This is a genomic window from Flavobacterium mekongense, from assembly GCF_047038255.1.
GTDB lineage: Bacteria > Bacteroidota > Bacteroidia > Flavobacteriales > Flavobacteriaceae > Flavobacterium > Flavobacterium mekongense.
This window is the reverse complement of sequence record NZ_CP174374.1, coordinates 1256308-1281712: the sequence shown is the minus strand read 5'-3', so window position 1 is coordinate 1281712 and position 25405 is coordinate 1256308. Positions and strand designations below refer to the sequence as shown.

Sequence of the window (25405 nt, the reverse complement as noted above, 5' to 3'; positions counted from 1 at the left end):
GTTTAATTTTGCCGAATACCTAACGACAATCTTTTTACCACGCTATGTACGAGAAGACCTATCCGAGCAAACGATTTAACCTTACTTTACAGTTTTTAAAAAAACACGTTAAAACCTCCGAAACCATACTGGATTTGGGTGTGCCTAATCCGTTTTCCAAAATCATGGAAGACAATGGTTATACCGTTATCAATACCAAAGGCGAAGACGTAGACAACGACCAAAGTAATCTACAAAAAGAAAACTACGAGGTATTTACTGCTTTTGAAATCTTCGAACACTTGCTTAATCCCTATACAGTGTTACAAAATGTAAAAGCCGACAAGGTATTCATCTCAATTCCTTTGCGTTTGTGGTTTTCACCGGCATATCGTAGTAAGACCGATATGTGGGACAGGCATTACCACGAGTTTGAAGATTGGCAACTCGATTGGTTGTTGGAAAAAGCCGGCTACAAAATTGTTGACCGCCTAAAATTCACCCATCCGGTAAAGAAATTAGGATTGCGTCCTTTGCTGCGATGGATTACACCTCGTTACTACTTGGTTTATGCTGAAAAAGTAAAATAATGAACTACTATATTGTTATTCCTGCTCATAACGAAGAAGCCTTTATGGCACTGACGTTACAGTCTTTGACAGACCAAACGGTTTTGCCAACGAAAGCCGTTGTTGTGAATGACAATTCTACCGATAAGACAGGCGAAATTGTACAAGCATTTGCCGAAAAACATCCTTGGATTTCGCTCGTTAATTCCACTTCCGATGCGATTCATTTGCCCGGCAGCAAAGTAATTCTGGCCTTTCAAAAAGGATTAGAAACTTTGGATGACCAATACGACATTATGGTCAAGGCCGATGCTGATTTGATTTTCCCTCCGAATTATTTTGAAACCATCATCAATCATTTTCAGTCCGATGACAAAATCGGGATGGTTGGCGGTTTTGCTTATATTGAAAAAAATGGTGAATGGCTCTTGGAAAACTTAACCGACAAAGACCATATTCGCGGCGCCTTTAAAGCCTATCGAAAAGCAACTTTCCAACAAATCGGCGGATTAAAACCGGCTATGGGTTGGGACACTGTAGACGAATTGCTTTGTAAATTTTACGATTGGAAAGTAGTAACCGATGAATCTTTGAAAGTTAAACACCTGAAACCAACCGGCGCTAATTACAATAAAACAGCTCGTTACAAACAAGGGGAAGCTTTCTATACTTTGGGATACGGCTTTTTCATCACGGTCATTGCTTCGTTAAAATTGGCCATGCGCAAAGGTAAACCACTACTTTTTTTAGATTACATCAAAGGGTTTTGGAAAGCGAAATCGGCCAACAAACCATTATTGGTCACAGAAGAACAAGCTAAATTTATTCGAAATTACCGCTGGAAAAAGATGAAAGAAAAGTTGTTCTGAGAATGTTGCGTTAGGGATTCCTTCGGCAATCGCTCCGCTCGTGTGTAGTGAAAATCCTTTTTAGGATAACCCGGTAAAAATTCAATCCTAAAAAGATTGTAACGGATAGCCCGACCCGAAGCGAAACGCCCAAAAACTTATAACTTATAACTTATAACTCATAACTTCTGCTTATTTTTGACATTATTTTAAGCCTATGATGCTCGTTCGGTATTTATCGCAAATTGGGAAATATTTCTTGATGTTGAAGGAAGTTTTCCGCAATCCCACAAAATGGTCGGCTATGCGACAGTTGATTTTTAAGGAGATTGATGATTTGATCATTGACTCGCTTGGGATTGTTTGCTTTATCTCGTTTTTCGTTGGCGGCGTAGTGTCGATACAAACGGCTTTGAACTTAACCAATCCTTTGATTCCCAAATACCTCATTGGTTTTGCTACGAGACAATCGGTTATTTTAGAGTTTGCGCCAACTTTTATCTCAATTATCATGGCGGGAAAGATGGGCTCATTCATCACTTCGAGTATAGGAACTATGCGGGTTACCGAACAAATTGATGCCTTAGAAGTAATGGGCGTGAATTCGTTAAACTATTTGATTTTCCCTAAAATTATTGCCTTGCTACTCTACCCTTTTGTGATTGGAATTTCGATGTTTTTAGGCGTATTTGGCGGATGGATTGCTTCGGTTTATGGCGGCTTTGCTTCGAGTAACGAATTTATCACCGGAATCCAACAAGAGTTTATTCCTTTTCATATTGCTTATGCCTTTATCAAAACCGTAGTTTTTGCCATGTTGCTGGCCACTATTCCTTCGTTTCACGGTTATTATATGAAAGGCGGCGCTTTAGAGGTAGGTAAAGCCAGTACGGTTTCGTTTGTATGGACGTCGGTGACCATTATTTTATCAAATTATATTTTAACGCAATTACTGTTAACCTGATGATAGAAGTTAAAAATGTAGAAAAGTCTTTTGGAGACAGCAAGGTGTTAAAAGGAATTTCAACTGTTTTTGACGCCGGAAAAACCAATTTAATTATCGGGCAAAGTGGTTCGGGAAAAACAGTTTTGCTGAAGAGTTTACTGGGGATACACTCGCCTGACCGTGGTACAATTTCGTTTGACGGTCGCATTTATTCGGAGTTAAAACCGGATGAAAAAAGAGCGTTGCGAACCGAAATCGGGATGGTATTTCAAGGCAGTGCGCTTTTCGACAGTATGACGGTAGAGGAGAATGTTGGCTTTCCGTTAAAAATGTTCACCAATAAAACCGATGCCGAGATTAAAGAGCGTGTAAATTTTGTAATCAACCGTGTGAACCTTATCAATGCCAATCATAAAAAGCCTTCCGAAATTTCGGGTGGTATGCAAAAAAGGGTCGCCATTGCCAGAGCTATCGTGAACAATCCGAAGTATCTTTTTTGTGACGAACCCAATTCGGGTTTAGATCCGAAAACATCTATTGTAATTGATAATTTGATTCACGAAATTACCGTAGAATACAACATTACTACTGTAGTCAATACACATGACATGAATTCGGTTATGGAAATTGGCGATAAAATTATCTTCCTAAAAGAAGGGATTTTGGCTTGGGAAGGCACCAAAAAAGACATCTTCAAAACCGATAACGAGGCGATAACCGACTTTGTGTATTCGTCGAATCTGTTCAAAAAAATCAGAAAAGCGCAGAACAAGGAAGACTAATTATTCGTGCATCAAATACACCCAACCCGATTTTACTTCTCCCGTATCCATAGTAGCTAAATAGTAATAAGTAGCACTGGGTAGAATGTGGCCGTACTTATCTTGGCCTTTCCATTGGTTGACATAATTCCCCATTTCATATACCAGCATACCGTAACGATTAAATATCTTCAGCCTTTCTACCCCAAAACCGGTCAAATCTAACGAATCGTTATCGCCGTCATTGTTAGCAGAAACACCTTTCGGAATCGAACAAATAGTGCGAATTACATTGATGGATTCGGAGACACTACAACCATTTTCATCAGTAATAGTTAGGTCGTAGTTTCCGGTAGCCGCTTTGGTAATCACAATAGGGTTTTGGGAACTACTGAAATTATCCGGTCCGCTCCAATTGAAGGCAACGTTTGAGGTGGTGGTTGCTGTTACCACATACTCGTCATTGATACAATCTTGATTCAAACTAACAACCGGCAAAGCATTTACAGTAACATCAACAGTATTCGGAGACGACTGACAACCGTCGAGCACAGTATAAACCGAATACGTTCCGCTGTCTGCCAAGGATAACGGATTCAACGTTGGATTTTGCTGTTGGGAAGCAAACCCATTTGGTCCGCTCCAAACATAGGTCGCATTCGGTACCGTTGAAGCGTAAAAATTTAAACTTCCGGTATCACAAATCACCGTGTCTGAGGATACAACGGGTTGTTGTGGAATTTCTTTTAACGTAATATTCACCAAGGCCTCATCCGAAGCATTACAATTGCCAACCACTCGATATTTAAACTGATACGTTCCAAAAGCTACAGCGGCTGAATTCCAAAGATTGTTAGTCAAAGTTCCGCTGGAAGTGAGTTCCGACCAAGTACCGTTAGCATCATAACTCCCAATCAAAAGCGAAAACAAATCAATTTGGCCTTGTCGTCCGCAATAGGAAACACTATTGCTGTTCCCTGCATTGGGCAAATCATTAGAAACATTAATAGTGTAACTTAAAACCTGATTCAAACAAGATGATGTGTTGTTAGAGTAAGAAATACTTACATAATAGGTTCCGTTATTCGACGGCACATTAAAGGGTAAAAAATCTAATGTGTTTGTTGTACTCAAGATGTTGGTGGTGTCATTTCCTTTCCACCATTGGTATTGAAAAAAAGCAAAATCAGGCACGGATAAAGTCAGGTTTTCACCATCACACAAAATGGTATTGGCTGTTATTTCCAATGGATTTGGGTTAGCAATTTCAAAGGCGCTGTTTAATAAATTTCCACAGGCATCTTCCACTTGAAAATTATAGGTAGCCGCTTCCAAACCCGAAAAAAGATTGGAGTTGCCGTTATCTACTGCAAAGGGCTGTCCGTTTTTGGTAGTAATTCGGTATTGCAACGGATTTAACCCTTCAGCCAACACTACTACTTCAAAAGTAGTACCACAAGAAACGGAATAAACATCTATAATTTCAGGCAATCCAATAAACTCAAATTCTTCCAAAGTTTCAAAACATTTAGCGATTGTTATACCCTCAAAAAGATCAAAAACTTTTAGTACTCTGAAACTTCCCAAGGCCGCTAAATTATAATTAACCGCATTATTTGTCAGCGGATAAGAATTGGCAAGACTGGGCATAAAACCGTCAGTATAAACAACATTTGTAAATGGATGCCCCCAGCTGTTGGTATTAGGATTCCATTTTTGCAACCAATAAGAAGCTTGCCCTAAATTATTAGAACTATGTGCCAAAGACAAATCAAAAGAGCCGCAATTAGGGTTGATGGAAATATCAGTAACCGGTTGATACCCTTGGATGTTAACAGGAACAGTAAAAGGAATACCGCAAACAAAGGTTTGAAAAGTATAATTCCCTGCCGGTAACATATCCAAGAAGAATGAAGTCCCATTTTGATTTATGCCTGAAGATACATCATATGGTAATGTTTGAGGATAGCTCGCCGGCGCAGTAAGCATAATTACAGAAGACAATTCGGCCGAAAAATACAAGGCCCCAAAACCCGGCGAACAACCAATACCTCTAACAGGAATTGGAGCTCCCGGCGAAGGGATAATATTGACTGTAATTTGAATCGGGTCAACGCTTCCACACAACCCTATAGCATCAAAAACATAGTTTCCTACCGGTAAAACCAAACCAATATAATTAGCTGAATTGATTTGAGAAGTATAATCAAATGGTAATGTTTGTTGATATGTTGCCGGTGCTGAAGTTAAAATAAGTTCTTGAATATTGTAAATAAGCACCGAACCATTGGTACAAGTTACATTATAAACCAAATCAAAAGGCGGGCTTTCCGATAAGACAACTTCAATAACAAATGTAAAAGATTCATCGCAAGGATTAAGAGCTTTAAAAGTGTAGGTTCCGGCAATCATATTGGGAACCGAAACCGAATTGTTGGCTATTTGAGAGGTAAAATCATAGGGTATTGATAGCCCGAAACCGGCAGGTCCTGACAATAAATTCAGTGACGTTACATTAAAAAAGCCGGCTACTTTGTGAGTACAATCTTGCGGAGCCAATATATAATAAGCATCTCTATTGAGATTGGTAATAGTTCCGTTTAATGTGTAAACCGTTCCGCAACGATCGGTTATGGTAAAAGTATAAGTATAGTCTTGTTCGAAATAGGGTACAATCTGAGTAAAAAACAACCCTGAAGTAACGGTTTGATTGTAAATCAAATTAGGCCCATTGGGAGGATTAACCGTGGTAGTAATGGTTAAAGGATAAGCAATCACTCCATTAGTCAGTAAAGTTTCTATTTCCGCTCCGATGCTTACCGTGTAACAATCTACCAATTGTGGTACAAACAACTCAAACGTTAAGTCAGTATTCGCCTTTTCAATCGTAAACGTTTGAACAACTGCATCATTACAATTGTCCCTAACCCGAACTTGGTATGTCCCCATGGTTAGATTAGGAAAAATATTGGAAGCTTGAATGGGTCTGATAATAGGCCCGGCAAAAATTTCATAATTAACCGCTGTTCCCGTAAGTGTTGTAACGATTATAGAACCGTCAAAACTGCAAACTTCATCATTCCCTGTAATTTGATAAGTTAAGGTAACAACTTCGTCTTCTATAGTAACATCTTGTTGCTGGGTGCCACTCTGATTCCCCAAAGACTGTGTGGCAATCACACGATAATTACCGGCTACCAATCCGGTTAAAACGCCTGTTGACTGAACCGAAATAGGTGTTGAAACATCCGGCAAACGATAAACGGAATACAAAATTGTAGCCCCGGCAGTAGTATTGGAGACTAAAAAATGCAATTCCCCATTTCCGGTACAAGTTTCATCAATTTTGGTTACTGTCAGGGTGAAATTCGACAATTGTCCAAAAGTTAATGGTGTCCAAAAAAACAAAATCAATACAATAAACCAACGAAAATCTTTCACAACGCTAAAATTTTAAACAATGAAAGATACAACAAAAGAAATTAAAATGCGTATTTTCTTAGAATTTGATGTAAAAAAAAGAGCAAAAGCCCTTTTTGAATTATAATTTGTCAGCCATGGCTGTAATTCTCTTGATGTCTTGTTCTTTACTTTTCGGATAAATCATCAGCACATTATCGTTATCAACTATAATATAATCATCTAAACCATCGATGACAACTAATTTTTGAGCATTAGAACGAATAATATTATTAGAGGCATTTTCCAAAATAACCGTGGCGTTTACTACAGCATTATTTTGATGGTCTTTATCCAATTTCTCGTGCAATGAACCCCAAGTCCCCAAATCATTCCAATCGAACGTTGCCGGTAATACATAAACATTATTGGCCTTTTCCATTACAGCATAATCAATAGATATATTGTCGGCGTTAGGATAATTGTCGAGGATAAATTGCTTTTCTTCAGTCGTATTGTAACTATTGAATCCTTTTTGGAACAAAGCGTTCATTTGAGGTTGAAATTTTTCAAAAGCCTCCGTAATTGATTGGGCGCTCCAAATAAAAATTCCGCCGTTCCAGAGGAAATTACCGGCTTCTAAAAATGTCTTAGCGGTTTCATAATCGGGTTTTTCACGGAATTGGTTGACTTTTTTTATCAGATTAGCATCGGCTTTATCAAATTCGATATACCCAAATCCGGTGTTGGGAAAAGTAGGCTGAATGCCTAAAGTCAGTAACGCTTTTTCCTTTTCACAGAAATCAAAACACTGTTGTAAATCATGGGTAAAAGCAGTTTCATCTTCAATCCAATGATCGCTGGGTGCCACAACCATTACGGCATTGGGATTTTGTTTTTTTATTTTTAACGATGCGTATAAAATACAAGGCGCAGTATTTCGCATTGCAGGTTCCAACAAAACTTGTTCCGGCTTAACCATCGGCAACTGTTGTAAGACCAGATCATTATAACGTTCGTTGGTTAAAATAAGAATGTTTTCTGCCGGTATTAACTTGGACAAACGACTGAAAGTTTTTTGAATCAAAGTCTCTCCCGAGCCTAACATATCGTGGAATTGCTTCGGAAAATCGGTAGTGCTTACCGGCCAAAATCGGGAACCGACACCGCCAGCCATTAGTATTGCGTAATAATTTTTATTCATTTTTTTGGGAGTAACTGAGTTACTGAGTAGCTAAGATTCTGAGTTTTTTTATTATAGCTACAAATATATTTATAATTAACAGGATTTGGGCAATTAAAAAAAATAGGGCAAAAAAAGAGCGATATACATTTGATCTTTGATAATCGTCAAACAATTGCAATTCGGGTGATTTAAACATCAATTCATAAGGAAAAAACATGCCTAAAGTAAAAAATACTGTCCCATAAACATGTATTAACTCTAATAGTCTTTGCCATTGAAATCTCAGTTTTTCCAGAATAAAGTAAATCATGAAAAAGAAAAAAAAGAATAATGAGAAAAGCCAATACAATTGGTTTTGTGCTATAACAAAGTAGGTATCATGGATATTGATATCAAAAGTTTCATCACTTTTCACAAAACCAATTACAAATAACAGCAATGACGTAAGCAACAACAAATACGGCTTTCTTTTTAACATATTAACCCGGAATTATTTCCACCTCAGCGTTGGCGTTAAACAAATACAATCTCCCGGTTTTGACTTCCAAACATTCATAGCGCTTTACTCGTAAACCTTTCTTTTGGAAAATCCGGCCGTTTTTAATGCGGAACAAACTACCGCTTGGGACTTCATGCACGAAGTGGATATCGGGTTTGCGCTCGTCAAATTGTTTTAAGGCGAAAGCCAATCGCGCATCAGTATCGCTACTTGCTGTAGGATTTCTGAAATGATTTGCCACCAAAGGCAACACCGAATGCGGAAAAATCTCAGGGCGAATAAACGGCACCATCAACCGCTGAAACGTATGCTTCCACTCGTTGCCATGTGGTTTAATCAAACGACCGAATTTTTCATAAGCCACCAAATGCGCAATTTCATGAATCAAAGTGATCAAAAATCGGTATTTGTTCAAATTTGCATTCACGGTAATCTCATGCTTTCCTCCTACCGCTCTGCGATAATCTCCATGGCGTGTTTGGCGCTCGTTGACTATCTTCAAATGCACATTGTTGCTTTTAATTAATTCAAAGCAAGGCAATACAGCGTGTTCGGGCAAATATTTGGCTAAGACTTCGCTCAAAGAATTATGAGTTATAAATTATGAGTTATGAGTTGTTTTTTGAGGTTATAATGATACTTTTTATGATTTTTAAGACTTCTATACATTGAGGATAAATAGTATTGAATTCTTTGGTTGAAATATAATCTGTCTCTTTTAAAAGTTCCAACCAATACATAGTTTCGTCACATTCCTTTTGAGAAATGGATAGTTTATGAATGAAATCAAGTTTACTTTGTGCGTTAACAGCCTCTCTTACATTGGCTCCAACCGAGGTGACTGAACGTAAAAACTGCTTACTCATAACAAATTCTTTCTTATCCGAAATTAAACTTTTATAAAATTTAATCCCTGAAACGGCAAGTTCAAAACTTTTCGCTTTAATGATACTTTCACTCATAACTTATAACTCATAATTCATGACTGACTATGGTGTAGACGAACTTACTTGAATTACTTTTCCGTTGTGATACTTGTTACCGGTGAGGGCGAAATTTGCAATATAATCTGCCATTTCTGCAGCGGAAATTGGGGCTTCGTATCCAGGAAAGGCTTCTTGCAACATTTCGGTATTCACGGCACCTAAAGCTAAAACATTAAACGCAATGCCTTGTTCTTTGTATTCTTCCGCCAACAATTCCGATAGTGTAATCACGGCGCCTTTACTCGAACTGTACGCTGCCAATCCGGCAAACTTCATACTGCCTTGAATACCTCCCATTGAACTGATGGTAACCACGTGACTTCCTTTTTTAAGGTAAGGTAAGCACACCTGAGTAAGATTGGCTACTCCAAAAACATTTACTCGGTAAACGCTTTCAAAGTCTTCTTGACTGGTTTGCGAAAACGGGCGATTTAATAAACTACCGGCGTTGTGAATGATTATATCCACTTTCTTCCAAGCATGAGCAAGAAACTTGTCGACCTCAGCCAATTCAGCTTCTTTACCCAAATCGATTGACAAACAAGTAATGTTTTCATTTTCTATTAAAGCTTGTGGTGTTTTACGGGAAATGGCCAACACTTGGTGTCCGGCTTTGGCCAATTGCAGTGCCAATTCGTAGCCAATACCGCGTGATGTTCCGGTAATAATGATATTTTTTTTCATAGCATTCTTTTGTAGGGTAAATATAATAAAACCTGAAAAGCTTACAAAAAGAAAAACCTTCCCGTAAAGGAAGGCTTTTGTATTGATTTTTGAAGATGAATTTACGAAACCAAACCTCTCGAGATTACAATTCTCTGAATCTCCGAAGTTCCTTCATAAATTTGAGTGATTTTAGAATCGCGCATCATTCTTTCTACGTGGTACTCGGCAACATAACCGTTTCCACCGTGAATTTGAACCGCTTCATTAGCCACTTCCAAAGCAATTTCAGAGGCGTATAACTTGGCCATAGCGCCGGAGTGTGCAATATCTTTGCCTTCATCTTTTTCACAAGCGGCTTTCATGATTAACATTTTAGCAGCAGTGATTTTTACATACATATCCGCCAATTTGAAAGCAATGGCTTGGTGTTTGAAAATTTCTTTCCCGAACGCTTTTCTTTCGTTGGCATATTTTAAAGCCAATTCGTAAGCACCGGTTGCAATTCCTAAGGCTTGAGACGCAATTCCGATACGACCGCCGTTTAAAACATTCATGGCAAAGTTAAACCCGAAACCATCAGCTCCGATACGATTTTCCTTTGGCACTTTTACATCGGTGAACATTAACGAATGGGTGTCACTTCCGCGGATTCCCATTTTCTTTTCTTTAGGTCCGATTTCAAAACCTTCCCAGCCTTTTTCGACGATAAAGGCGTTGATTCCTTTATGTCCTTTTTCAACATCAGTTTGCGCCATTACTAAATACGTAGAAGCGGTTCCTCCGTTGGTAATCCAGTTTTTGGTTCCGTTGAGCAAATAGTAATCGCCCATGTCTTTGGCAGTGGTTTTTTGGGAAGAAGCGTCACTTCCGGCTTCCGGCTCCGACAAACAAAACGCACCGATTACTTCTCCTTTGGCCAAAGGCACTAAGTATTTCATTTTTTGTTCCTCCGAACAATATTTTTCCATTCCGGCACACACCAAAGAGTTGTTCACCGACATGATTACCGCAGCCGAAGCATCCACTTTGGCAATTTCTGTCATGGCTAACACATAAGAAACGCTGTCCAAACCGGCACCGCCATATTTCGGATCTACCATCATTCCCAAAAATCCAAGCTCTCCCATCATTCTCACTTGCTCTGTTGGAAACTTGGAATGTTCGTCTCTTTCTATTACGCCCGGCAACAATTCGGCTTGTGCAAAATCGCGTGCCGCTTGTTGAATCATTAACTGCTCTTCGGTTAAATTAAAATCCATATAATGTAACGATTATTGTTTGTTGTTTCTTTAATTTTGGTGAGCAAAAATAGGATATAAAAGTTACAATTTCAAACGTTTTCGTAAATTTAGCCAATGTTGAAAGAAAGTTATAATGTTATAGGCGTCATGTCGGGTACTTCGCTCGATGGCGTCGATTTGGCGCACATCCATTTCACGGTAATTAAGGGAAAATGGAACTACAAAATTCTGGAAAGTGAAACCATTCCTTATACAGAAGATTGGTTAAACAAATTGCGAGCGGCTGTTGATTTTACCCAAAAAGAATTACAACAACTCAACCGCGATTATACTGCGCTTTTGGGCAACATTATCAAAGACTTTATCCGTCGAAACAACATCAAAAATCTCGATGCCGTTTGCAGTCACGGTCATACTATTTTACACCAACCACAAAACGGTTTCACACTGCAGATAGGAAATCTAAAAGAGATTGCTACAATTGTCGGCGAAACCATCGTGTGTGATTTTCGGGTACAAGATGTAAAGCTTGGCGGACAAGGTGCGCCTTTGGTACCGATTGGCGACCGAATTTTATTTGCCGAATACGACTATTGCCTGAATTTAGGCGGATTTTCCAACATCTCTTTTGAACAAGACGGAAAGCGCATAGCATTTGACATTTCGCCGGTGAATACCGTATTGAATTTTTATGCGAATCAACTCGGCTTACCGTATGACGATAAAGGCGAAATAGCACGCAGCGGCGAAACCGATATTGCGCTTTTGGAAGAATTAGACAACTTATCGTACTATCAAAAACCGTATCCGAAATCGTTGGGCTTTGAATTTGTCAAAACCATCGTGTTGCCTTTGATGGAAAGTTACGACCTTCCAATTGAGGACAAAATGCACACGTTTATCAAACACATCGCCAAACAAACTGCTTACGCTTTGCCGGAAAGAAAAGGCAAATTACTGGTAACAGGCGGCGGCGCTTACAATACTTTTTTGTTGGAATGTATGCAAAATTACTTGACTGAAATGACCATAGTGGTACCCGATCCCAAAACCTTGGAATATAAAGAAGCCTTAATATTTGGATTACTGGGCGTTTTAAAATTGCGAAAAGAAACTAATGTTTTGAGTAGTGTTACAGGTGCGAAGAAAGACCATAGTAGCGGAAAAGTTTATTCTGTATAACTGATATTTACTTCAGAGATTAATTCTGTATTTACATTGTTTTCTACAGCGTATTTTTTTATTGAAATCGGATAATTCTCAGAATTGTAAACAATGACATAGTTATGAGACAATATTGGTGTGGTTGAACCAACCGAAGAATAGGAATACTGTGCTGAAATATTATTTTTACTGATGATGTCCATGGATTCAAAATTGAGAAATAATCTCAAATACTGATTCATATTTTTAAACGGATTATTAAAGTCATCAAATTCATAAGTAGATTTAAATGTTGATGTAACTGAACCAAAATAATTTGTTTTTACTATTTGCTGAATATTGGATTCACTATTGAAAGTGTAAGCTTTCAACATATGCTGAATCCACACATCGTTATCTAAATAAAAACCGGATATATTTTGCAGTTTGTTTGCAGTATAGGTATAGTCCGTTTTTTCATCAGCATCATTAACAACTGACATCAGCAAATCTCCGGAATAGGTAAAATTCGAAGTGCGCTGTAAAACATTATTATTGTAAATTTTTATATCCGTAATTTTATCCTCTGCGAAACTAAAATCCAATCTGGTAGTCCCTGAAACTATATTCGTCAAAATACCATTTTCATAATTGAAATTGAAGTTCTTTTCGCTATCAAGGCTTCCATCATAGTAAATTTTTTCAGTAACACTACTTATTTTAGGACCATTTAATGGATCAATATCGGTTCTACTATCCTCAGAACTACAAGATGACATTGAAAAAAGAACTGTAAAAAATAAAGCGGCAATTAATATATTCTTCATTATAAAAGTATTTATTTGGCAAATATATCATTATCCGAGATCAAAATGTAATATTTTTCGGTGTTTATTTTAAAAAATCACTTCTTCAACAGTGTTTTTTATAAACTCATAACTTATAACGCATCATACAGAATTACTATATTTGCACCGCAAACTAAAATTGAATCTAACTAAAAAAGAATCTGAAGTGAGCTCAGATTAAACACAATGAAAGACTTATTAAAAAAATTCGAAAACAAACAACCTGAAATAGTATTCCACTGGAAAGACAACGAAACCGATGCCGAAGGATGGACAGTAATTAATTCCCTGCGCGGTGGTGCTGCCGGAGGCGGAACTCGTATGCGCAAAGGATTAGACATGAACGAAGTGTTGTCGTTGGCCAAAACCATGGAAGTGAAATTTTCAGTGTCAGGTCCGGCGATTGGTGGTGCTAAATCCGGAATTAATTTCGACCCGAATGACCCGCGTAAAAAAGGGGTTTTGCAACGTTGGTATAAAGCGGTTTCTCCGCTATTGAAAAGCTACTACGGTACCGGTGGCGACTTGAATGTAGACGAAATCCACGAAGTAATTCCGATGACCGAAGAATGTGGCGTTTGGCATCCGCAGGAAGGTGTTTTTAACGGACACTTCAAACCTACCGAAGCCGATAAAATCAACCGTATCGGGCAATTGCGTCAGGGTGTTATTAAAGTGATTGAAAACCCGAAATTCTCTCCTGATGTATTGCGTAAATACACAGTAGCCGATATGATTACCGGTTATGGTGTAGCTGAAGCCGTTCGTCATTATTACGATATATATGGTGGCGATGTGAAAGGCAAAAAAGCCATCGTACAAGGTTTTGGAAACGTTGGTTCGGCAGCTGCTTTTTATTTGGCTGATATGGGTGCTAAAGTGGTGGGTATTATTGACCGCGACGGTGGTGTGATTAAAGAAGACGGATTTTCTTTTGAAGAGATAAAAATGTTATTCTTGAACAAAGACGGCAACAAATTGGTAGCACAAAACATGATTCCGTTTGCCGAAATCAATGACAGCATTTGGAAATTGGGTGCCGAAATTTTTGCCCCTTGCGCAGCCTCTCGTTTGGTAACCAAAGACCAAGTTGACACCATGATTGCTTCCGGATTGGAAGTGATTTCTTGTGGTGCGAATGTGCCTTTTGCCGATAAAGAAATTTTCTTTGGTCCGATTATGGAAGAAACCGACAGCAAAGTGAGTTTGATTCCGGATTTCATTTCCAATTGTGGTATGGCGCGTGTTTTTGCTTACTTTATGGAGAAAAAAGTACAAATGACAGACGAAGCCATTTTCTACGACATCTCAGAAACCATCAAAAAAGCCTTGGAAAAAGCACACGATTTGCATTCGGATAAAAAGCATATTAGTGCTACGGCTTTTGAAATTGCTTTGAAACAATTGGTTTAATATTTCGTTAACGAAACGAATAACACAATATTTAGTATCTTTAAGCGTTATAAAGTAAACTAACACAGGATAAAATGAGTTTTGAAATATCAGATAACGATAAAAAATCTTTAGCCATCACTACTTTAGTGTATGCTATTTTACTGTTGTTGTTATTCTTTTTGCGCTTTTGGCCTCCGGCCGATATGAAAATTATGGGCGGCGGTGGCGGCGGTGGCATCGAAATGAACTTTGGCGACAGCGATTACGGGATGGGCGACAATTACAAAAGCGAAGTCCTTAATGTTAAAGACCAAACTAAAGTTACCCCAACAGCAGCTTCGCCTGAAGATGATGTGATTGCAGATGAAAGCGACGATAACGAAACCAACGTAGCCATTCCGAAAAAGGATATTAAAAAAACACCTACACCGGTGGCACCGAAAAAAGACATCAAACCTACACCAGAAAAACCGAAAGTCTCTAAAAATGCGAATGACGCTTTGTCGAGTTTGTTAGGCAACAAAGGTGGCGATGGCAACGATACCAAAAGCGGCAATAAAGGCAATGCCGGCGGGAATTTAAACTCCAGCGGTTATTATGGAAACGGTAGCGGAACAGGTTCGGGTGGCGGAAACGGCAGTGGCAACGGAACCGGGAACGGTTCGGGTAGCGGCTCCGGCAGTGGTAGCGGCAGTGGCGGCGGAAACGGTAGCGGTTCAGGTTATTCGTTAGGCAACAGAAAAGCATTGAGCAAACCACAACCGGATTATACTTGCCAAGAACAAGGCCGAGTAGCTGTACAAGTAACGGTTGACCGAAACGGCAACACTGTTAGTGTAATTGCCGGTGTACAAGGTACGACCAATACGGCTAAATGTTTGCTTGACCAAGCGCGTATAGCCGCTCAAAACACGAAATGGCAAGCCGATAGTAATGCGCCGGAAAAACAGGTTGGAAAAATCATTTATACGTTTAGTCTGAATTAAGACAAAACGGGAAACATAGCCCTGATAGCAGTGGCATCCTTTTAAAAAAAAATCTCCACCTTTTCGGGTGGAGATTTTTTTTTAAAAGATAGAACGGATAGCAGGACGACTGTGGTAAGAAATGACAATGTGCTGCTCCTGATTCTGAAACTATTTCGGACTCGTAGCGATGACGAATTTCAGTTTGTTTCTAACGCCAATTTGAAGTACATCTACCAAATCCTGTACTTGCAAATTGAACGGAATTCTAATCACAACCGTTTGTTGCTTAGAAGGGTCGATTTTAGACAACAAGGTGGTTTCCAATTGCTCGAATGCCACTTGTTCTTTGTCGATAAAAAACTCTTTCTGTTCGGTAACAGAGAGCGTAATTAATTGCTTGTTGGTTTTTTCGTTGGTTTGCGACTTAGGCAAGGTCATTCGAATCACATTGGGATTGGCCAAGGTGGAAATGATGAGGAAAAACAACAACAAGAAAAACATAATGTCGCTCAAGGACGAGGTGGCGACTTCTGCGTGGAATCGTTTATTTCGCTTTATGGCCATTAGGTCTTTGGATTATGTTGACAAATTCTAATACTTGTTTTTGGATCGACAAGGCGAAGCTATCGATACGTCCGTTGAATAAGTGATAAGCGGCGTAAGCAATGATTCCAACAATCAATCCGGCACCACTACTAATCATTTTTTCGTATAAACCACCGGAGATGTTTCCGATACTGATGTCTTCGGTTACTGAAATACTATAGAAGATTTTGATTACCCCGGAAATGGTTCCGATAAATCCTAACGTTGGCGCAATCCCAGCGATTAATCCGAGTTGGCCAAGGCGTTTTTCCATGTAGCCAATTTCGATGTTGGCGGCGCGTTCCATATTGGATTCTATTTCGTTGATGTGACGACCGATGGTCAGCACACCTTCTTTGATGACATTGCCTTGCGCATTGCCACTTCTTTCTGCAGCATTTACAGCCAACTCGATGTTAGCATTATTCAAATGATTGCGAATATCGGCCATCAAATGATTGTCGATTTTAGCCGCTTTTTGGATGTACATATAACGCTCGAAAATGACATACAAAGTGTAGAAAAGCAAGATGGCAATAGGGATTAAAAAAAGACCACCTTTGAAAAGGAATTCTAACACCGAAACTTCATTAGTTAAAGCGGGATTCGCAGTATTGGCAGTTGGCATATTCTGAGCTAAACTGTCCACTTGCAACTGTAAAAATGTACTGATCATATTTGTTTAATTTTGGGCTGTTAATTCTGAAAATAGTTTCAAATTTGTATTGACCGTATCGGCATCACAATATACAACGAAAAAAAAATTAAAAAAGTATATCAAAAAAATATTTTCCCGAAATTATGAACTACCAGGAAACCTTGGAATGGATGTTTAACAAACTGCCGATGTATCAAACGCAGGGAGCAACCGCTTATCGAAAAGACATTACTAATACAGTCTTGTTGGCTGAGCATTTAGGTCATCCCGAAAAACAGTTGAAATGTATACACGTAGGCGGCACTAACGGAAAAGGCTCTACTTCTCACCTATTAGCTTCGGTCTTGATGGAAGCGGGTTATAAAGTAGGCCTTTACACTTCGCCTCACTTAAAAGATTATCGAGAGCGAATTACCATTAATGGCGAACCGATTTCGGAGGCTTACGTAGTGGAATTCATTACCAAAAACAAACCCTTTTTTGAAACGCATAACTTGAGTTTTTTCGAGATGAGTGTAGGTTTGGCTTTTGAGTATTTTGCCAACGAAAACATCGACATTGCGGTTATTGAAGTAGGTATGGGTGGCCGATTGGACTCGACCAACATCATTACACCTTTGATTTCCGTAATTACCAACATCGGACTAGACCACACCCAATTTTTAGGCAATACTTTAGAAGCCATAGCTTTTGAAAAAGCGGGGATTATAAAAAACAACATTCCTGTAGTGATTGGCGAATACCTAACGCAAACAAAACCGGTATTTGTGACAAAAGCCAATCAAACACAATCAGCAATATACTTCGCCTGTGATTTGGTAAAAGAAGATTACCCTTGTGGTTTATTGGGTGATTATCAGTATCACAATAAAAAAACCGTCATACAAACTTTGCGGGTCTTACAGGAAAAACAATTGTTGAAGGTTTCAGAAGATGATATTAAAAACGGCTTCCTGAATGTGATTACCAACACACATTTGCAAGGTCGCTGGCAACAATTAGGTGCTAATCCGAAAATTATTTGTGATACAGCTCACAATGCACACGGACTAAAAGTGGTGATGAACCAGCTAAAAAAAGAAAAATACAACCAGTTGCACTTTGTTTTGGGCGTTGTAAACGACAAAAAATTGGATGATATTTTGACTTTATTGCCGAAAAATGCTAAATATTATTTTTGTAAGCCTAATATTTCTCGCGGATTGGAAGCAACCGTTTTACAAGAAAAGGCCGCCACATTCGGACTTAATGGCGCAATATACAATTCTGTTTCAGAAGCTTACGAGAACAGTAGAAAAAATGCAGCGGTTGACGATTTTATCTATGTTGGCGGCAGCACTTTTGTTGTGGCAGAAATTTTGTAATTTTTTTCGATTTTAATTTGCAGAATCAAAAAACTGCCCTATATTTGCACCGCAATCAAGCACTAAACGGGCGATTAGCTCAGCTGGTTCAGAGCATCTCGTTTACACCGAGAGGGTCGGGGGTTCGAATCCCTCATCGCCCACCACCGTTTTTAAAATTCCACTTTTTTAAGTGGAATTTTTTTTTTGCCTTAATCCTCTTAACTTACGAGCATAAAAAAACCACTCCGAAGAGTGGCTTTAGATTATATCAATTCAAGTGTTCTTTCGAGCGCCATTCCTCTTGAGCCCTTAATCAAAATGGTTTTGTTTTGCCAATGCAAAGCTGATAACGTTTTGGCAAATTCATCAAAAGTTTCGTAAAAGAAAAAATTGTCTTTCAGCCTTTGGTTAGCATAAAAATCTTTACCGACAAAATAACAAGTCAAAGCCTCATTAGTACTCAAAAAATCAACTATACTTTTGTGCTCATTCATACTTTCCTGACCAAGCTCATACATATCCCCTATAACTACTATTTTATCGGGCTTATCTAATTGGATGAAATTCTCCAAAGCAACCTTCATACTGCTTGGATTGGCATTGTAGGCATCTAAAATGATTTCATTGGTATTCTTGACCATCAACTGAGAGCGATTGTTCTCGGGCACATAGGATTCGATAGCCTCCTTAATATCTTCTATAGGCACTTTGAAGAAATGACCGATGGTAATTGCGACACAAATATTGGTTGCATTGTACAAACCAATTAAATGAGATGTAATTTCAGTTCCAAAAGCCGTAACCTTTACAAAAGGATTGGCAGTCACGGAATCAATATAAACATCTGCATCAGCATTAGTGCGGCTAAAAGTAATTCTGTTTAAATGAGCCGTTTTTTCATTTTGCAAAGCATCATCTAAATTTACAAAAGCAGTTTTATTATCCTTTGCCAAAAAAGTGTACATCTCGCTTTTGCCTTTAATCACCCCATCAACTCCACCGAATCCCTCCAAATGGGCTTTCCCGAAATTGGTTATAAAACCATAGTCCGGTTGCGCGATATTGCACAAGAATTCAATTTCTTTTTGGTGGTTGGCGCCCATTTCCACAATTCCGATTTGGGTTGATTGGTCGAATGACAATAAAGTTAACGGCACCCCAATATGATTGTTCAAGTTGCCAACAGTGGCCTTAACTTGATACTTTTTAGCTAAAACTACATTAACCAATTCTTTGGTGGTCGTTTTACCGTTACTTCCGGTCAAAGCAATGATGGGCAGTTTTAAATATTGTCGATGATAAGTCGCCAACTCCTGTAATGTCGTTAAACTGTCTTGAACCAATATTGTCCTGTAATCAATATAATAAGCTTTATTATCAATTAAAACATACTTAGCGCCTTTTTCTAAGGCTTCCGCAGCAAAGGTATTAGCATCAAAACGTTCTCCTTTTATAGCTACAAAAAATGAATCTTGAGTAATCTTTCTGGTGTCGATGGCAATCCCGGTGGTTTGTAAATAAAGGGCATGAATATCTTGAATGGTCATAAGGAAATATTTTAAAACAAAAAAGCCCTTAAAAATAGGGCTTTTTGGTATTATTTGGAACTATAATTAGTTTCTAGGTCTTTTCTTTTTGTCGGCTTTAGGACCTACTCTCGACATGGCACATCTGAATCCGATGTAATCTGTAGCGATATCTTGCGGGAAGTATCTTCTTTGAGCAGGATCTAACCAATAAGCTCTGTCTCTCCAAGAACCTCCTTTGTAAACTCTTACATCATCATTCACCAAAGTCGTTCTTTTGTTAGACTTATCATACTTTTTGATCATATTTCCTAAACTATCTGTAGCAACATTGTGCTTAGGAGAATCGTACATTCTTTGATCGTCTCTTAACTTACCTTTATCGTCACCTTCCTCAGAGCCAAACTTAAAGTATCTTGAAGATTGTCTGTCTCCGTCACGGTAGTTACGATTGTCAGATTTGTCAAAGTTTTGTCTTAGATAAGTTTCTTTATCATCAACAGGTACTTGTGCAATTTGCCCAGGGAAGTTTCTTGAAACAATTTTACCGTTAGACAAAGTATCAAACTGTTGGGTTTCACCTGTAACCAATTCTACTTTGCCGTCTTCACCGATTTTGTTTTTCATATAAACGTTACCTCTGTAGTAGTTAAAGTCATTCGCTTCATCATCCACTATAGGTCTGTAAACGTCTGCAACCCATTCTGCAACGTTTCCGGCCATATCATACAAACCGAAATCATTTGGCGGATACGATTTAACTTTATTGGTAATATCAGCACCGTCGTCTGACCAACCTGCAATTCCGCCGTAATCTCCTTTACCTTGCTTGAAGTTAGCCAATTGATCACCTCTAACTTGTCTTTTTCCTGAACGGGTGTAAGCACCAGACCAAGGGTATTTCTTTTGACCTTTATAAGTATTGTACTCTCTTTGACCTACATCAGCAGCGGCAGCATATTCCCACTCAGCTTCTGTTGGCAATCTGTACTCCGGTAAAATCAAACCGGAAGATCTTTGTGCATAAACGTTTTTGGGACTATTTCCTTGAGTATTGGTGGAACCGGCAGCTGGAGCAGCACTTCCTTTTTTGCTTGAAGCGGCTTTCTGACCTCTTTTCAAAACAATTTTCTCATCACCACCCATAGCTGTTGAAGGCGAAGCCAAATAAGCTTCTGTACTGAATACTTTATCAGCAGATGCATCTGTTACCTTAGCATCTTTTTTCAAGTATCTCTGCTCTTCTAAGATTTTTTCGTTTACACGATCCGTTCTCCATTTGGCAAATTCAGTAGCCTGAATCCAATTAACTCCTACCACAGGATACTCAGCATAAGCCGGATGTCTTAAGTAGTTGTTAGTCATTGTTTCGTTGTAACCTAAACGATTTCTCCAAACTAAAGTATCCGGAGAAGCACCTTCATATATATTTTTGTAATTTTCTTGATCCGGAGGAAAAACTCTTTTCAACCAATCAAGGTATTCCATATACATCATATTGGTTACTTCGGTCTCATCCATATAGAATGACATTACGTGCTGCTGATTAGGGGTATTATTCCAATCGTGCATCACGTCATCCTGAACTTTACCCATAGTAAATGTTCCTCCTTCCACTAAAACTAAACCTGGACCTGTAGCCTGCTTCTTGAACTTAGAAGCATACTGAAAACCACCTTTCTTGTCGTTGATTTTCCATCCGGTAGCTCTTGAGCCGCCTTTAGAGTCGGATTTTTTACTACAACTGGTAAAACCAATCATTATCACTAAGGATAGCAATAATTTTACAGCAATAATTTTGTTTACTTTCATATTTTTAGTAGGTAAATTTTAGAGGCGCAATATAATAATTAACCTTTATATTGCAACAACTTTTTTAAATTAATACTAAAACCCGCCCATTCCCGCGAGTTTCATATACAACGCAAAAATAATAGTTTTATTGTATTTTGACTTAAAAAAAATATTTTTTTACTTTTTTATACAATTTTGCTGAAATTTGCGTTTATTGTTGACTATGAAAAAGATTATCACCGCACTACTTTTGTTAACTGCTTATTTGGGCAACTCTCAAGAGCAAGGCAACGCTGTATTGAACTGGACAGAAAAAAAAGCTTTCTCTTACGGAGATTACAGTTTCACTATTCCTCAGTTCAATCCTGATAATTTTCTGTATGATAACTACACCCAAACTTTAAAATTCAATCTACGAATAAAGTTGAACTCTGCGGTTTCTGAAAACAGTTTACAACTCAGCAACCTTGTTTTTGAACCAATAAGCGAAGCACAATTAGGCGACCTGAACACAAAAAACATCCCTTCAAGCTTCAAGTACACCATTAAAAACAGTAAAGCTCGCAACATTAACTACGCACAAATCAGCATCACTCCTATCATCAAGGAAGGCAACTCCTATAAAAAATTACTTTCCTTCACTTATGCTATTCAGAACACTAACACCAATCGAAATGCAGCAGTCTTTAATAATGTAAACAGTATCGAAAATTCGGTTTTAGCCACCGGAAATTGGTATCGTTTTTATATTCAAAAATCAGGTGTTTATAAAATCAGTAAAAGCTTTCTTCAAAGTCTGGGCATGGAAACGAATGTTGATCCCAGAAGAATAAAAATTTATGGCCATGGCGGTAGAATGGCTCCACTTTTAAACGGCACTGCCTATCCGATGGATATTGAAGAGAACGCAATCCAATTTGTGGGTGAGAGTGATGGTGTTTTTGACAACCAGGATTACATACTCTTTTATGCCGAAGGTCTGGACAATTGGAACGAAGAAAATAAAACGCATCTGAATTTATACGCAGACAAAGCTTATTATTATGTAACTGCATCGGGTGATAACGGAAAGAGAATAGTCGATTACAATCAACCTACCACCACTGCTGCTACTGTGATTACCAATTTTGACGATTATCAATTTCACGAAACCGACGAAGTTAATATAGCCAAATTGGGAAGGGTTTGGTTTGGAGAACAATTTGGCATTGACAACGAGCAGGAGTTCGATTTCGAATTCCCAAATCTTGTAGCCTCCAGCCCTATTGAAGTCAAAGTACATGTAGCCGCTTCCGCTTTTAATCAAACCAATTTTAAAATCGAAGCCAACAACCAATTAGTAGGCAATCTGGGGATAAATGCTCTTGGGGTAAACAGCGGTTGGGAAGCTTACGACAATACTCTGGAAAACAGTGTTAATGTAACCGGAGACAATGTTACCATCAAAGTAACTTATGATAATGGTGGCGTTCCCAGTGCCAAAGGATATCTCGACTACATAGCCGTAAAAGCCAAAAGAGAACTCACCGGCATCGGAAAGCAATTCCGCTTTCAATATGATCAAGCCCAATCTTTATCGGGCGTAGCCGAATATCAAATAACCAATGCTGCAGGTATTGGACAAGTTTGGGACATAACCGACATTTATAACACAACCAAGATTGACAACAGCGGTCAGCAGAACCTTATCTCGTTCAAAGCCAATTTGGGCGAAACCAGAAAGTACATAGCGGTTGACAACTCCGACTTCTTAACTCCTTCAAGAGAATCAAAATCGAAAGTGGACAACCAAAATTTAAAAGGGACGGTTTTTACCAATGCACAAGGGCAATTTCAAGATGTCGATTATCTGATTGTCACGCCTAAATTTTTGAATGCCCAAGCAGAAAAGTTAGCCAACTTTCACAGAAACTATGCTAATTTAAATGTAAAGGTGGTGAATTTGGAAAACATCTACCAAGAATTCTCTTCGGGAAAACAAGACATAGCCGCCATTCGAAATTTTGTTAAATATGTTTATTTCAATGCATCAGACGCGAGTAAAAGGGTAAAATACCTCAATATTTTTGGCGATGGTTCCTACGATTTTAAAGACCGAGTAGCTAACAACACCAACATAGTACCCATTTATCATGCCTTAAACAGTTATACCGAAACCGAATCTTCTTTTTCCTCGGATGATTTTTATGTATGTATGGATGCCGATGAAGGCAACACCAACTTTTTCTTCGACGGTATTGACATTGCCGTAGGAAGGATGATTGTGAGCACTACCCAACAAGCCGAAGAAATGGTGAACAAAGTCATAGAGTACCACGACATCAAATCATACGGCAGTTGGCGAAACAATTATGTAGCCATCGCTGATGACTCCGATAAAACGGCGGATGCAACCCTGCAAACCAAACAAAACAACTTAACAGACGCTATAGTTACTGAAAAGCCTTTTATCAATTTCAAAAAAGTTTTACTCGACTCTTATCAACAAGAAACTTCTGCCGGAGGAAAACGCTACCCGAAAGCTAGAGAAGAAATTTTTGCTGCCTTTGAAAAAGGCGCTTTGGTTTTTAATTATCTGGGGCACGGCGGAGAAGACGGTCTCTCTGGCGAAAGAATTTGGGAGAAATCCGATGGCGAAAACCTGTTAAACCGATACAAATATCCATTGTTTATCACCATCACCTGTGATTTTTCCCGATTTGACAACCCTTACCGACCAACCGCAGGCGAATACACTTATTGGAATCCACGCGGTGGCGCCATCTCGATGATAACAACCGTTCGTTCTATCGGACAAATACCCGCTGAGATTTTCAACGACAGGATTGCAAAATACCTTTTCTCATATGGCAGCAATGAATACACTTCGATAGCCGAAGCACTTCGATTGGCTAAGAACGAAAACCCAAATACTGCTACTAATGTAGTGTTTTACTTAGGTGATCCCGCCTTGATGCTGGCTATTCCTAAACCGAAAGTGGTATTGACTAAAGTAAACGATATGCCGATTACGGGTCCGATTGACGATTTTCAATCCTTAGCTTATGTTAAAATCGCCGGAGAAGTATTGGATGAAAACAACAACTTATTACCAACATACAACGGCGAACTCTCTGTAAATATTTTCGACAAAAATATTACCCGAGCAACCTTGAACAATGACGGAAACAGTCCTTCTATTAATTTCACCAACTTAGGCGAAACCATTTTCAGGGGGAATGCCTCTATAAACAACGGTCGATTCGAATTTGGTTTTGTAGTTCCCAGAGACATCAGAATTCCGGTAGGAAACGGAAAAATCAGTTTCTATACCAAGCGTAATCAAATTTTATTTGACAAAACAGGTTACAATACCGATATTAAAATTGGCGGTATTAACCCAAATGCTACCGCAGACAATATTGGCCCAAGAGTTCGTTTATATATGAATGATGAAACCTTTGTGAATGGCGGCATCACTAACGAATCCCCTTTCTTGTTGGCTTTATTAGAAGATGAAAACGGTATCAACACTGCAAGTGGTATCGGACATGATATTATAGGTATTTTAGACGGAGATGAAAGTAAGCCCTACATTATGAACGATTACTATGAAACGGAATTAGATGATTACACCAAAGGAAGGGTCTATTTCCCTTTCAGAAACTTAGCGCCGGGACTGCATACCATAACTTTTAAAGCATGGGACGTTTATAACAATCCAATCACCGCTGAAATCCAATTTGTAGTGATGGGAGAAGAAACAATTGCTTTAGACAATGTATTGAATTACCCGAATCCTTTTGTTAACTACACCGAATTTTGGTTCTCACACAACAGACCTTTCGAACCTTTGGAAGTACAAGTTCAGGTCATGACCATCACCGGAAAAATTGTATGGACCAAAAACCAAACCGTTACCACCGATGGCTTTCTATCAAGAGAAATTACTTGGGACGGAAAAGACGATTTTGGCGACCGAATCGGGAAAGGTGTTTACATCTACAAGCTGACTGTAAAATCTACTTTAACGAATAAAAAAGCAGAAAAAATAGAAAAACTTGTTATCCTTTAGGAAAATAC

21 protein-coding genes and 1 tRNA gene are annotated in these 25405 nt (G+C 38.7%); 10 read left to right on the top strand and 12 right to left on the bottom strand.

The features are described from left to right. Window positions 1–44: 44 nt before the first annotated feature. The 4 genes from ACJG85_RS05400 to ACJG85_RS05385 all read left to right on the top strand — a co-directional run bounded on the left by ACJG85_RS05400 (window position 45) and on the right by ACJG85_RS05385 (window position 3124). Complete coding sequence (locus ACJG85_RS05400; protein ID WP_409680253.1) at window positions 45–569, top strand: methyltransferase; 525 nt, start codon at window positions 45–47, stop codon at window positions 567–569. Then, window positions 569–1417, top strand: coding sequence for a glycosyltransferase family 2 protein (locus tag ACJG85_RS05395; RefSeq protein ID WP_412477105.1), 849 nt, complete (start codon window positions 569–571; stop codon window positions 1415–1417). Before ACJG85_RS05400 ends, ACJG85_RS05395 begins: the two co-directional genes overlap by 1 nt. A gap of 196 nt (window positions 1418–1613) precedes the next feature. After that, window positions 1614–2360 (top strand): MlaE family ABC transporter permease, encoded by a 747-nt coding sequence (locus tag ACJG85_RS05390; RefSeq protein WP_290875394.1) that lies wholly within the window; start codon window positions 1614–1616, stop codon window positions 2358–2360. Further along, on the top strand, window positions 2360–3124 hold the full coding sequence (locus ACJG85_RS05385; protein ID WP_409680257.1) for an ABC transporter ATP-binding protein: 765 nt from the start codon (window positions 2360–2362) through the stop codon (window positions 3122–3124). The genes ACJG85_RS05390 and ACJG85_RS05385 overlap by 1 nt, the downstream gene beginning before the upstream one ends. Here the strand turns inward: ACJG85_RS05385 and ACJG85_RS05380 are convergent, their stop codons facing one another. The 7 genes from ACJG85_RS05380 to ACJG85_RS05350 form a co-directional block, all read right to left on the bottom strand. After that, window positions 3125–6544 (bottom strand): gliding motility-associated C-terminal domain-containing protein, encoded by a 3420-nt coding sequence (locus ACJG85_RS05380; RefSeq protein ID WP_412477104.1) that lies wholly within the window; start codon window positions 6542–6544, stop codon window positions 3125–3127. Between the two features lie 100 nt (window positions 6545–6644). Continuing rightward, window positions 6645–7706: a mannose-1-phosphate guanylyltransferase gene (locus ACJG85_RS05375; RefSeq protein ID WP_412477103.1), complete on the bottom strand. Its 1062-nt coding sequence runs from the start codon at window positions 7704–7706 to the stop codon at window positions 6645–6647. A 19-nt stretch (window positions 7707–7725) separates the two neighbouring features. Continuing rightward, a complete protein-coding gene (locus ACJG85_RS05370; protein WP_412477102.1) occupies window positions 7726–8166 on the bottom strand; it encodes a hypothetical protein in 441 nt (146 codons plus the stop codon). A 1-nt stretch (window position 8167) separates the two neighbouring features. Then, window positions 8168–8770 carry a SprT-like domain-containing protein gene (locus ACJG85_RS05365; protein WP_409680266.1) on the bottom strand — a complete coding sequence of 201 codons (603 nt, stop codon included), beginning with the start codon at window positions 8768–8770 and terminating at the stop codon, window positions 8168–8170. Between the two features lie 25 nt (window positions 8771–8795). Next, window positions 8796–9149, bottom strand: a complete 354-nt coding sequence (locus tag ACJG85_RS05360) for a four helix bundle protein (RefSeq protein WP_409680268.1) — start codon at window positions 9147–9149, stop codon at window positions 8796–8798. A gap of 27 nt (window positions 9150–9176) precedes the next feature. Then, on the bottom strand, window positions 9177–9857 hold the full coding sequence (locus ACJG85_RS05355; RefSeq protein WP_409680271.1) for an SDR family NAD(P)-dependent oxidoreductase: 681 nt from the start codon (window positions 9855–9857) through the stop codon (window positions 9177–9179). Window positions 9858–9958: 101 nt separating this feature from the next. After that, window positions 9959–11098: an acyl-CoA dehydrogenase family protein gene (locus ACJG85_RS05350; protein ID WP_409680303.1), complete on the bottom strand. Its 1140-nt coding sequence runs from the start codon at window positions 11096–11098 to the stop codon at window positions 9959–9961. Between the two features lie 96 nt (window positions 11099–11194). Between ACJG85_RS05350 and ACJG85_RS05345 the strand changes: the two genes are divergently transcribed. Then, window positions 11195–12262, top strand: a complete 1068-nt coding sequence (locus tag ACJG85_RS05345; RefSeq protein ID WP_412477101.1) for an anhydro-N-acetylmuramic acid kinase — start codon at window positions 11195–11197, stop codon at window positions 12260–12262. Here ACJG85_RS05345 and ACJG85_RS05340 read toward each other — a convergent pair. Further along, the gene (locus ACJG85_RS05340) at window positions 12250–13050 is read right to left on the bottom strand and encodes a hypothetical protein (RefSeq protein ID WP_412477100.1); all 801 of its coding nucleotides are present in this window, start codon (window positions 13048–13050) and stop codon (window positions 12250–12252) included. The genes ACJG85_RS05345 and ACJG85_RS05340 overlap by 13 nt on opposite strands. A 207-nt stretch (window positions 13051–13257) precedes the next feature. On the opposite strand from ACJG85_RS05340, the gene ACJG85_RS05335 reads away from it, so the two are divergent. Both ACJG85_RS05335 and ACJG85_RS05330 read left to right on the top strand, forming a co-directional pair. After that, entirely contained in the window at window positions 13258–14484 is a 1227-nt protein-coding gene (locus tag ACJG85_RS05335) for a Glu/Leu/Phe/Val dehydrogenase dimerization domain-containing protein (RefSeq protein WP_412465080.1), read from the top strand. A gap of 74 nt (window positions 14485–14558) precedes the next feature. Beyond that, window positions 14559–15452: an energy transducer TonB gene (locus tag ACJG85_RS05330; RefSeq protein ID WP_412477099.1), complete on the top strand. Its 894-nt coding sequence runs from the start codon at window positions 14559–14561 to the stop codon at window positions 15450–15452. Between the two features lie 150 nt (window positions 15453–15602). On the opposite strand, the gene ACJG85_RS05325 is transcribed toward ACJG85_RS05330, so the two are convergent. Both ACJG85_RS05325 and ACJG85_RS05320 read right to left on the bottom strand, forming a co-directional pair. Continuing rightward, the gene (locus tag ACJG85_RS05325; protein WP_290875544.1) at window positions 15603–15998 is read right to left on the bottom strand and encodes an ExbD/TolR family protein; all 396 of its coding nucleotides are present in this window, start codon (window positions 15996–15998) and stop codon (window positions 15603–15605) included. Beyond that, window positions 15979–16692 carry a MotA/TolQ/ExbB proton channel family protein gene (locus ACJG85_RS05320; RefSeq protein WP_409680343.1) on the bottom strand — a complete coding sequence of 238 codons (714 nt, stop codon included), beginning with the start codon at window positions 16690–16692 and terminating at the stop codon, window positions 15979–15981. Before ACJG85_RS05320 ends, ACJG85_RS05325 begins: the two co-directional genes overlap by 20 nt. A gap of 128 nt (window positions 16693–16820) precedes the next feature. Here ACJG85_RS05320 and ACJG85_RS05315 point away from each other — a divergent pair, with 128 nt between their 5' ends. Both ACJG85_RS05315 and ACJG85_RS05310 read left to right on the top strand, forming a co-directional pair. Continuing rightward, the gene (locus tag ACJG85_RS05315) at window positions 16821–18041 is read left to right on the top strand and encodes a bifunctional folylpolyglutamate synthase/dihydrofolate synthase (RefSeq protein ID WP_412477098.1); all 1221 of its coding nucleotides are present in this window, start codon (window positions 16821–16823) and stop codon (window positions 18039–18041) included. Window positions 18042–18109: 68 nt separating this feature from the next. After that, window positions 18110–18187: transfer RNA gene (locus ACJG85_RS05310), tRNA-Val, on the top strand. 99 nt (window positions 18188–18286) lie between these two features. Here the strand turns inward: ACJG85_RS05310 and ACJG85_RS05305 are convergent. After that, window positions 18287–19570 carry a UDP-N-acetylmuramoyl-tripeptide--D-alanyl-D-alanine ligase gene (locus tag ACJG85_RS05305; protein ID WP_412465076.1) on the bottom strand — a complete coding sequence of 428 codons (1284 nt, stop codon included), beginning with the start codon at window positions 19568–19570 and terminating at the stop codon, window positions 18287–18289. A 66-nt stretch (window positions 19571–19636) separates the two neighbouring features. Continuing rightward, window positions 19637–21361: a gliding motility lipoprotein GldJ gene (gene gldJ, locus ACJG85_RS05300; protein WP_409680323.1), complete on the bottom strand. Its 1725-nt coding sequence runs from the start codon at window positions 21359–21361 to the stop codon at window positions 19637–19639. Window positions 21362–21566: 205 nt separating this feature from the next. Here gldJ and porU point away from each other — a divergent pair, with 205 nt between their 5' ends. Next, a complete protein-coding gene (porU, locus tag ACJG85_RS05295; protein ID WP_412477097.1) occupies window positions 21567–25397 on the top strand; it encodes a type IX secretion system sortase PorU in 3831 nt (1276 codons plus the stop codon). Window positions 25398–25405: the final 8 nt, after the last annotated feature.

Coding starts and splice junctions, on each gene's coding strand:
- ACJG85_RS05395 (WP_412477105.1), top strand. CDS start 569: ATGAACTACTATATTGTTATTCCTGCTCATAACGAAGAAGCCTTTATG.
- ACJG85_RS05335 (WP_412465080.1), top strand. CDS start 13,258: ATGAAAGACTTATTAAAAAAATTCGAAAACAAACAACCTGAAATAGTA.
- ACJG85_RS05360 (WP_409680268.1), bottom strand. CDS start 9,149: ATGAGTGAAAGTATCATTAAAGCGAAAAGTTTTGAACTTGCCGTTTCA.
- ACJG85_RS05345 (WP_412477101.1), top strand. CDS start 11,195: ATGTTGAAAGAAAGTTATAATGTTATAGGCGTCATGTCGGGTACTTCG.
- ACJG85_RS05355 (WP_409680271.1), bottom strand. CDS start 9,857: ATGAAAAAAAATATCATTATTACCGGAACATCACGCGGTATTGGCTAC.
- ACJG85_RS05375 (WP_412477103.1), bottom strand. CDS start 7,706: ATGAATAAAAATTATTACGCAATACTAATGGCTGGCGGTGTCGGTTCC.
- ACJG85_RS05325 (WP_290875544.1), bottom strand. CDS start 15,998: ATGGCCATAAAGCGAAATAAACGATTCCACGCAGAAGTCGCCACCTCG.
- ACJG85_RS05330 (WP_412477099.1), top strand. CDS start 14,559: ATGAGTTTTGAAATATCAGATAACGATAAAAAATCTTTAGCCATCACT.
- ACJG85_RS05350 (WP_409680303.1), bottom strand. CDS start 11,098: ATGGATTTTAATTTAACCGAAGAGCAGTTAATGATTCAACAAGCGGCA.
- ACJG85_RS05370 (WP_412477102.1), bottom strand. CDS start 8,166: ATGTTAAAAAGAAAGCCGTATTTGTTGTTGCTTACGTCATTGCTGTTA.
- ACJG85_RS05305 (WP_412465076.1), bottom strand. CDS start 19,570: ATGACCATTCAAGATATTCATGCCCTTTATTTACAAACCACCGGGATT.
- ACJG85_RS05385 (WP_409680257.1), top strand. CDS start 2,360: ATGATAGAAGTTAAAAATGTAGAAAAGTCTTTTGGAGACAGCAAGGTG.
- ACJG85_RS05400 (WP_409680253.1), top strand. CDS start 45: ATGTACGAGAAGACCTATCCGAGCAAACGATTTAACCTTACTTTACAG.
- ACJG85_RS05340 (WP_412477100.1), bottom strand. CDS start 13,050: ATGAAGAATATATTAATTGCCGCTTTATTTTTTACAGTTCTTTTTTCA.
- gldJ (WP_409680323.1), bottom strand. CDS start 21,361: ATGAAAGTAAACAAAATTATTGCTGTAAAATTATTGCTATCCTTAGTG.
- porU (WP_412477097.1), top strand. CDS start 21,567: ATGAAAAAGATTATCACCGCACTACTTTTGTTAACTGCTTATTTGGGC.
- ACJG85_RS05315 (WP_412477098.1), top strand. CDS start 16,821: ATGAACTACCAGGAAACCTTGGAATGGATGTTTAACAAACTGCCGATG.
- ACJG85_RS05390 (WP_290875394.1), top strand. CDS start 1,614: ATGATGCTCGTTCGGTATTTATCGCAAATTGGGAAATATTTCTTGATG.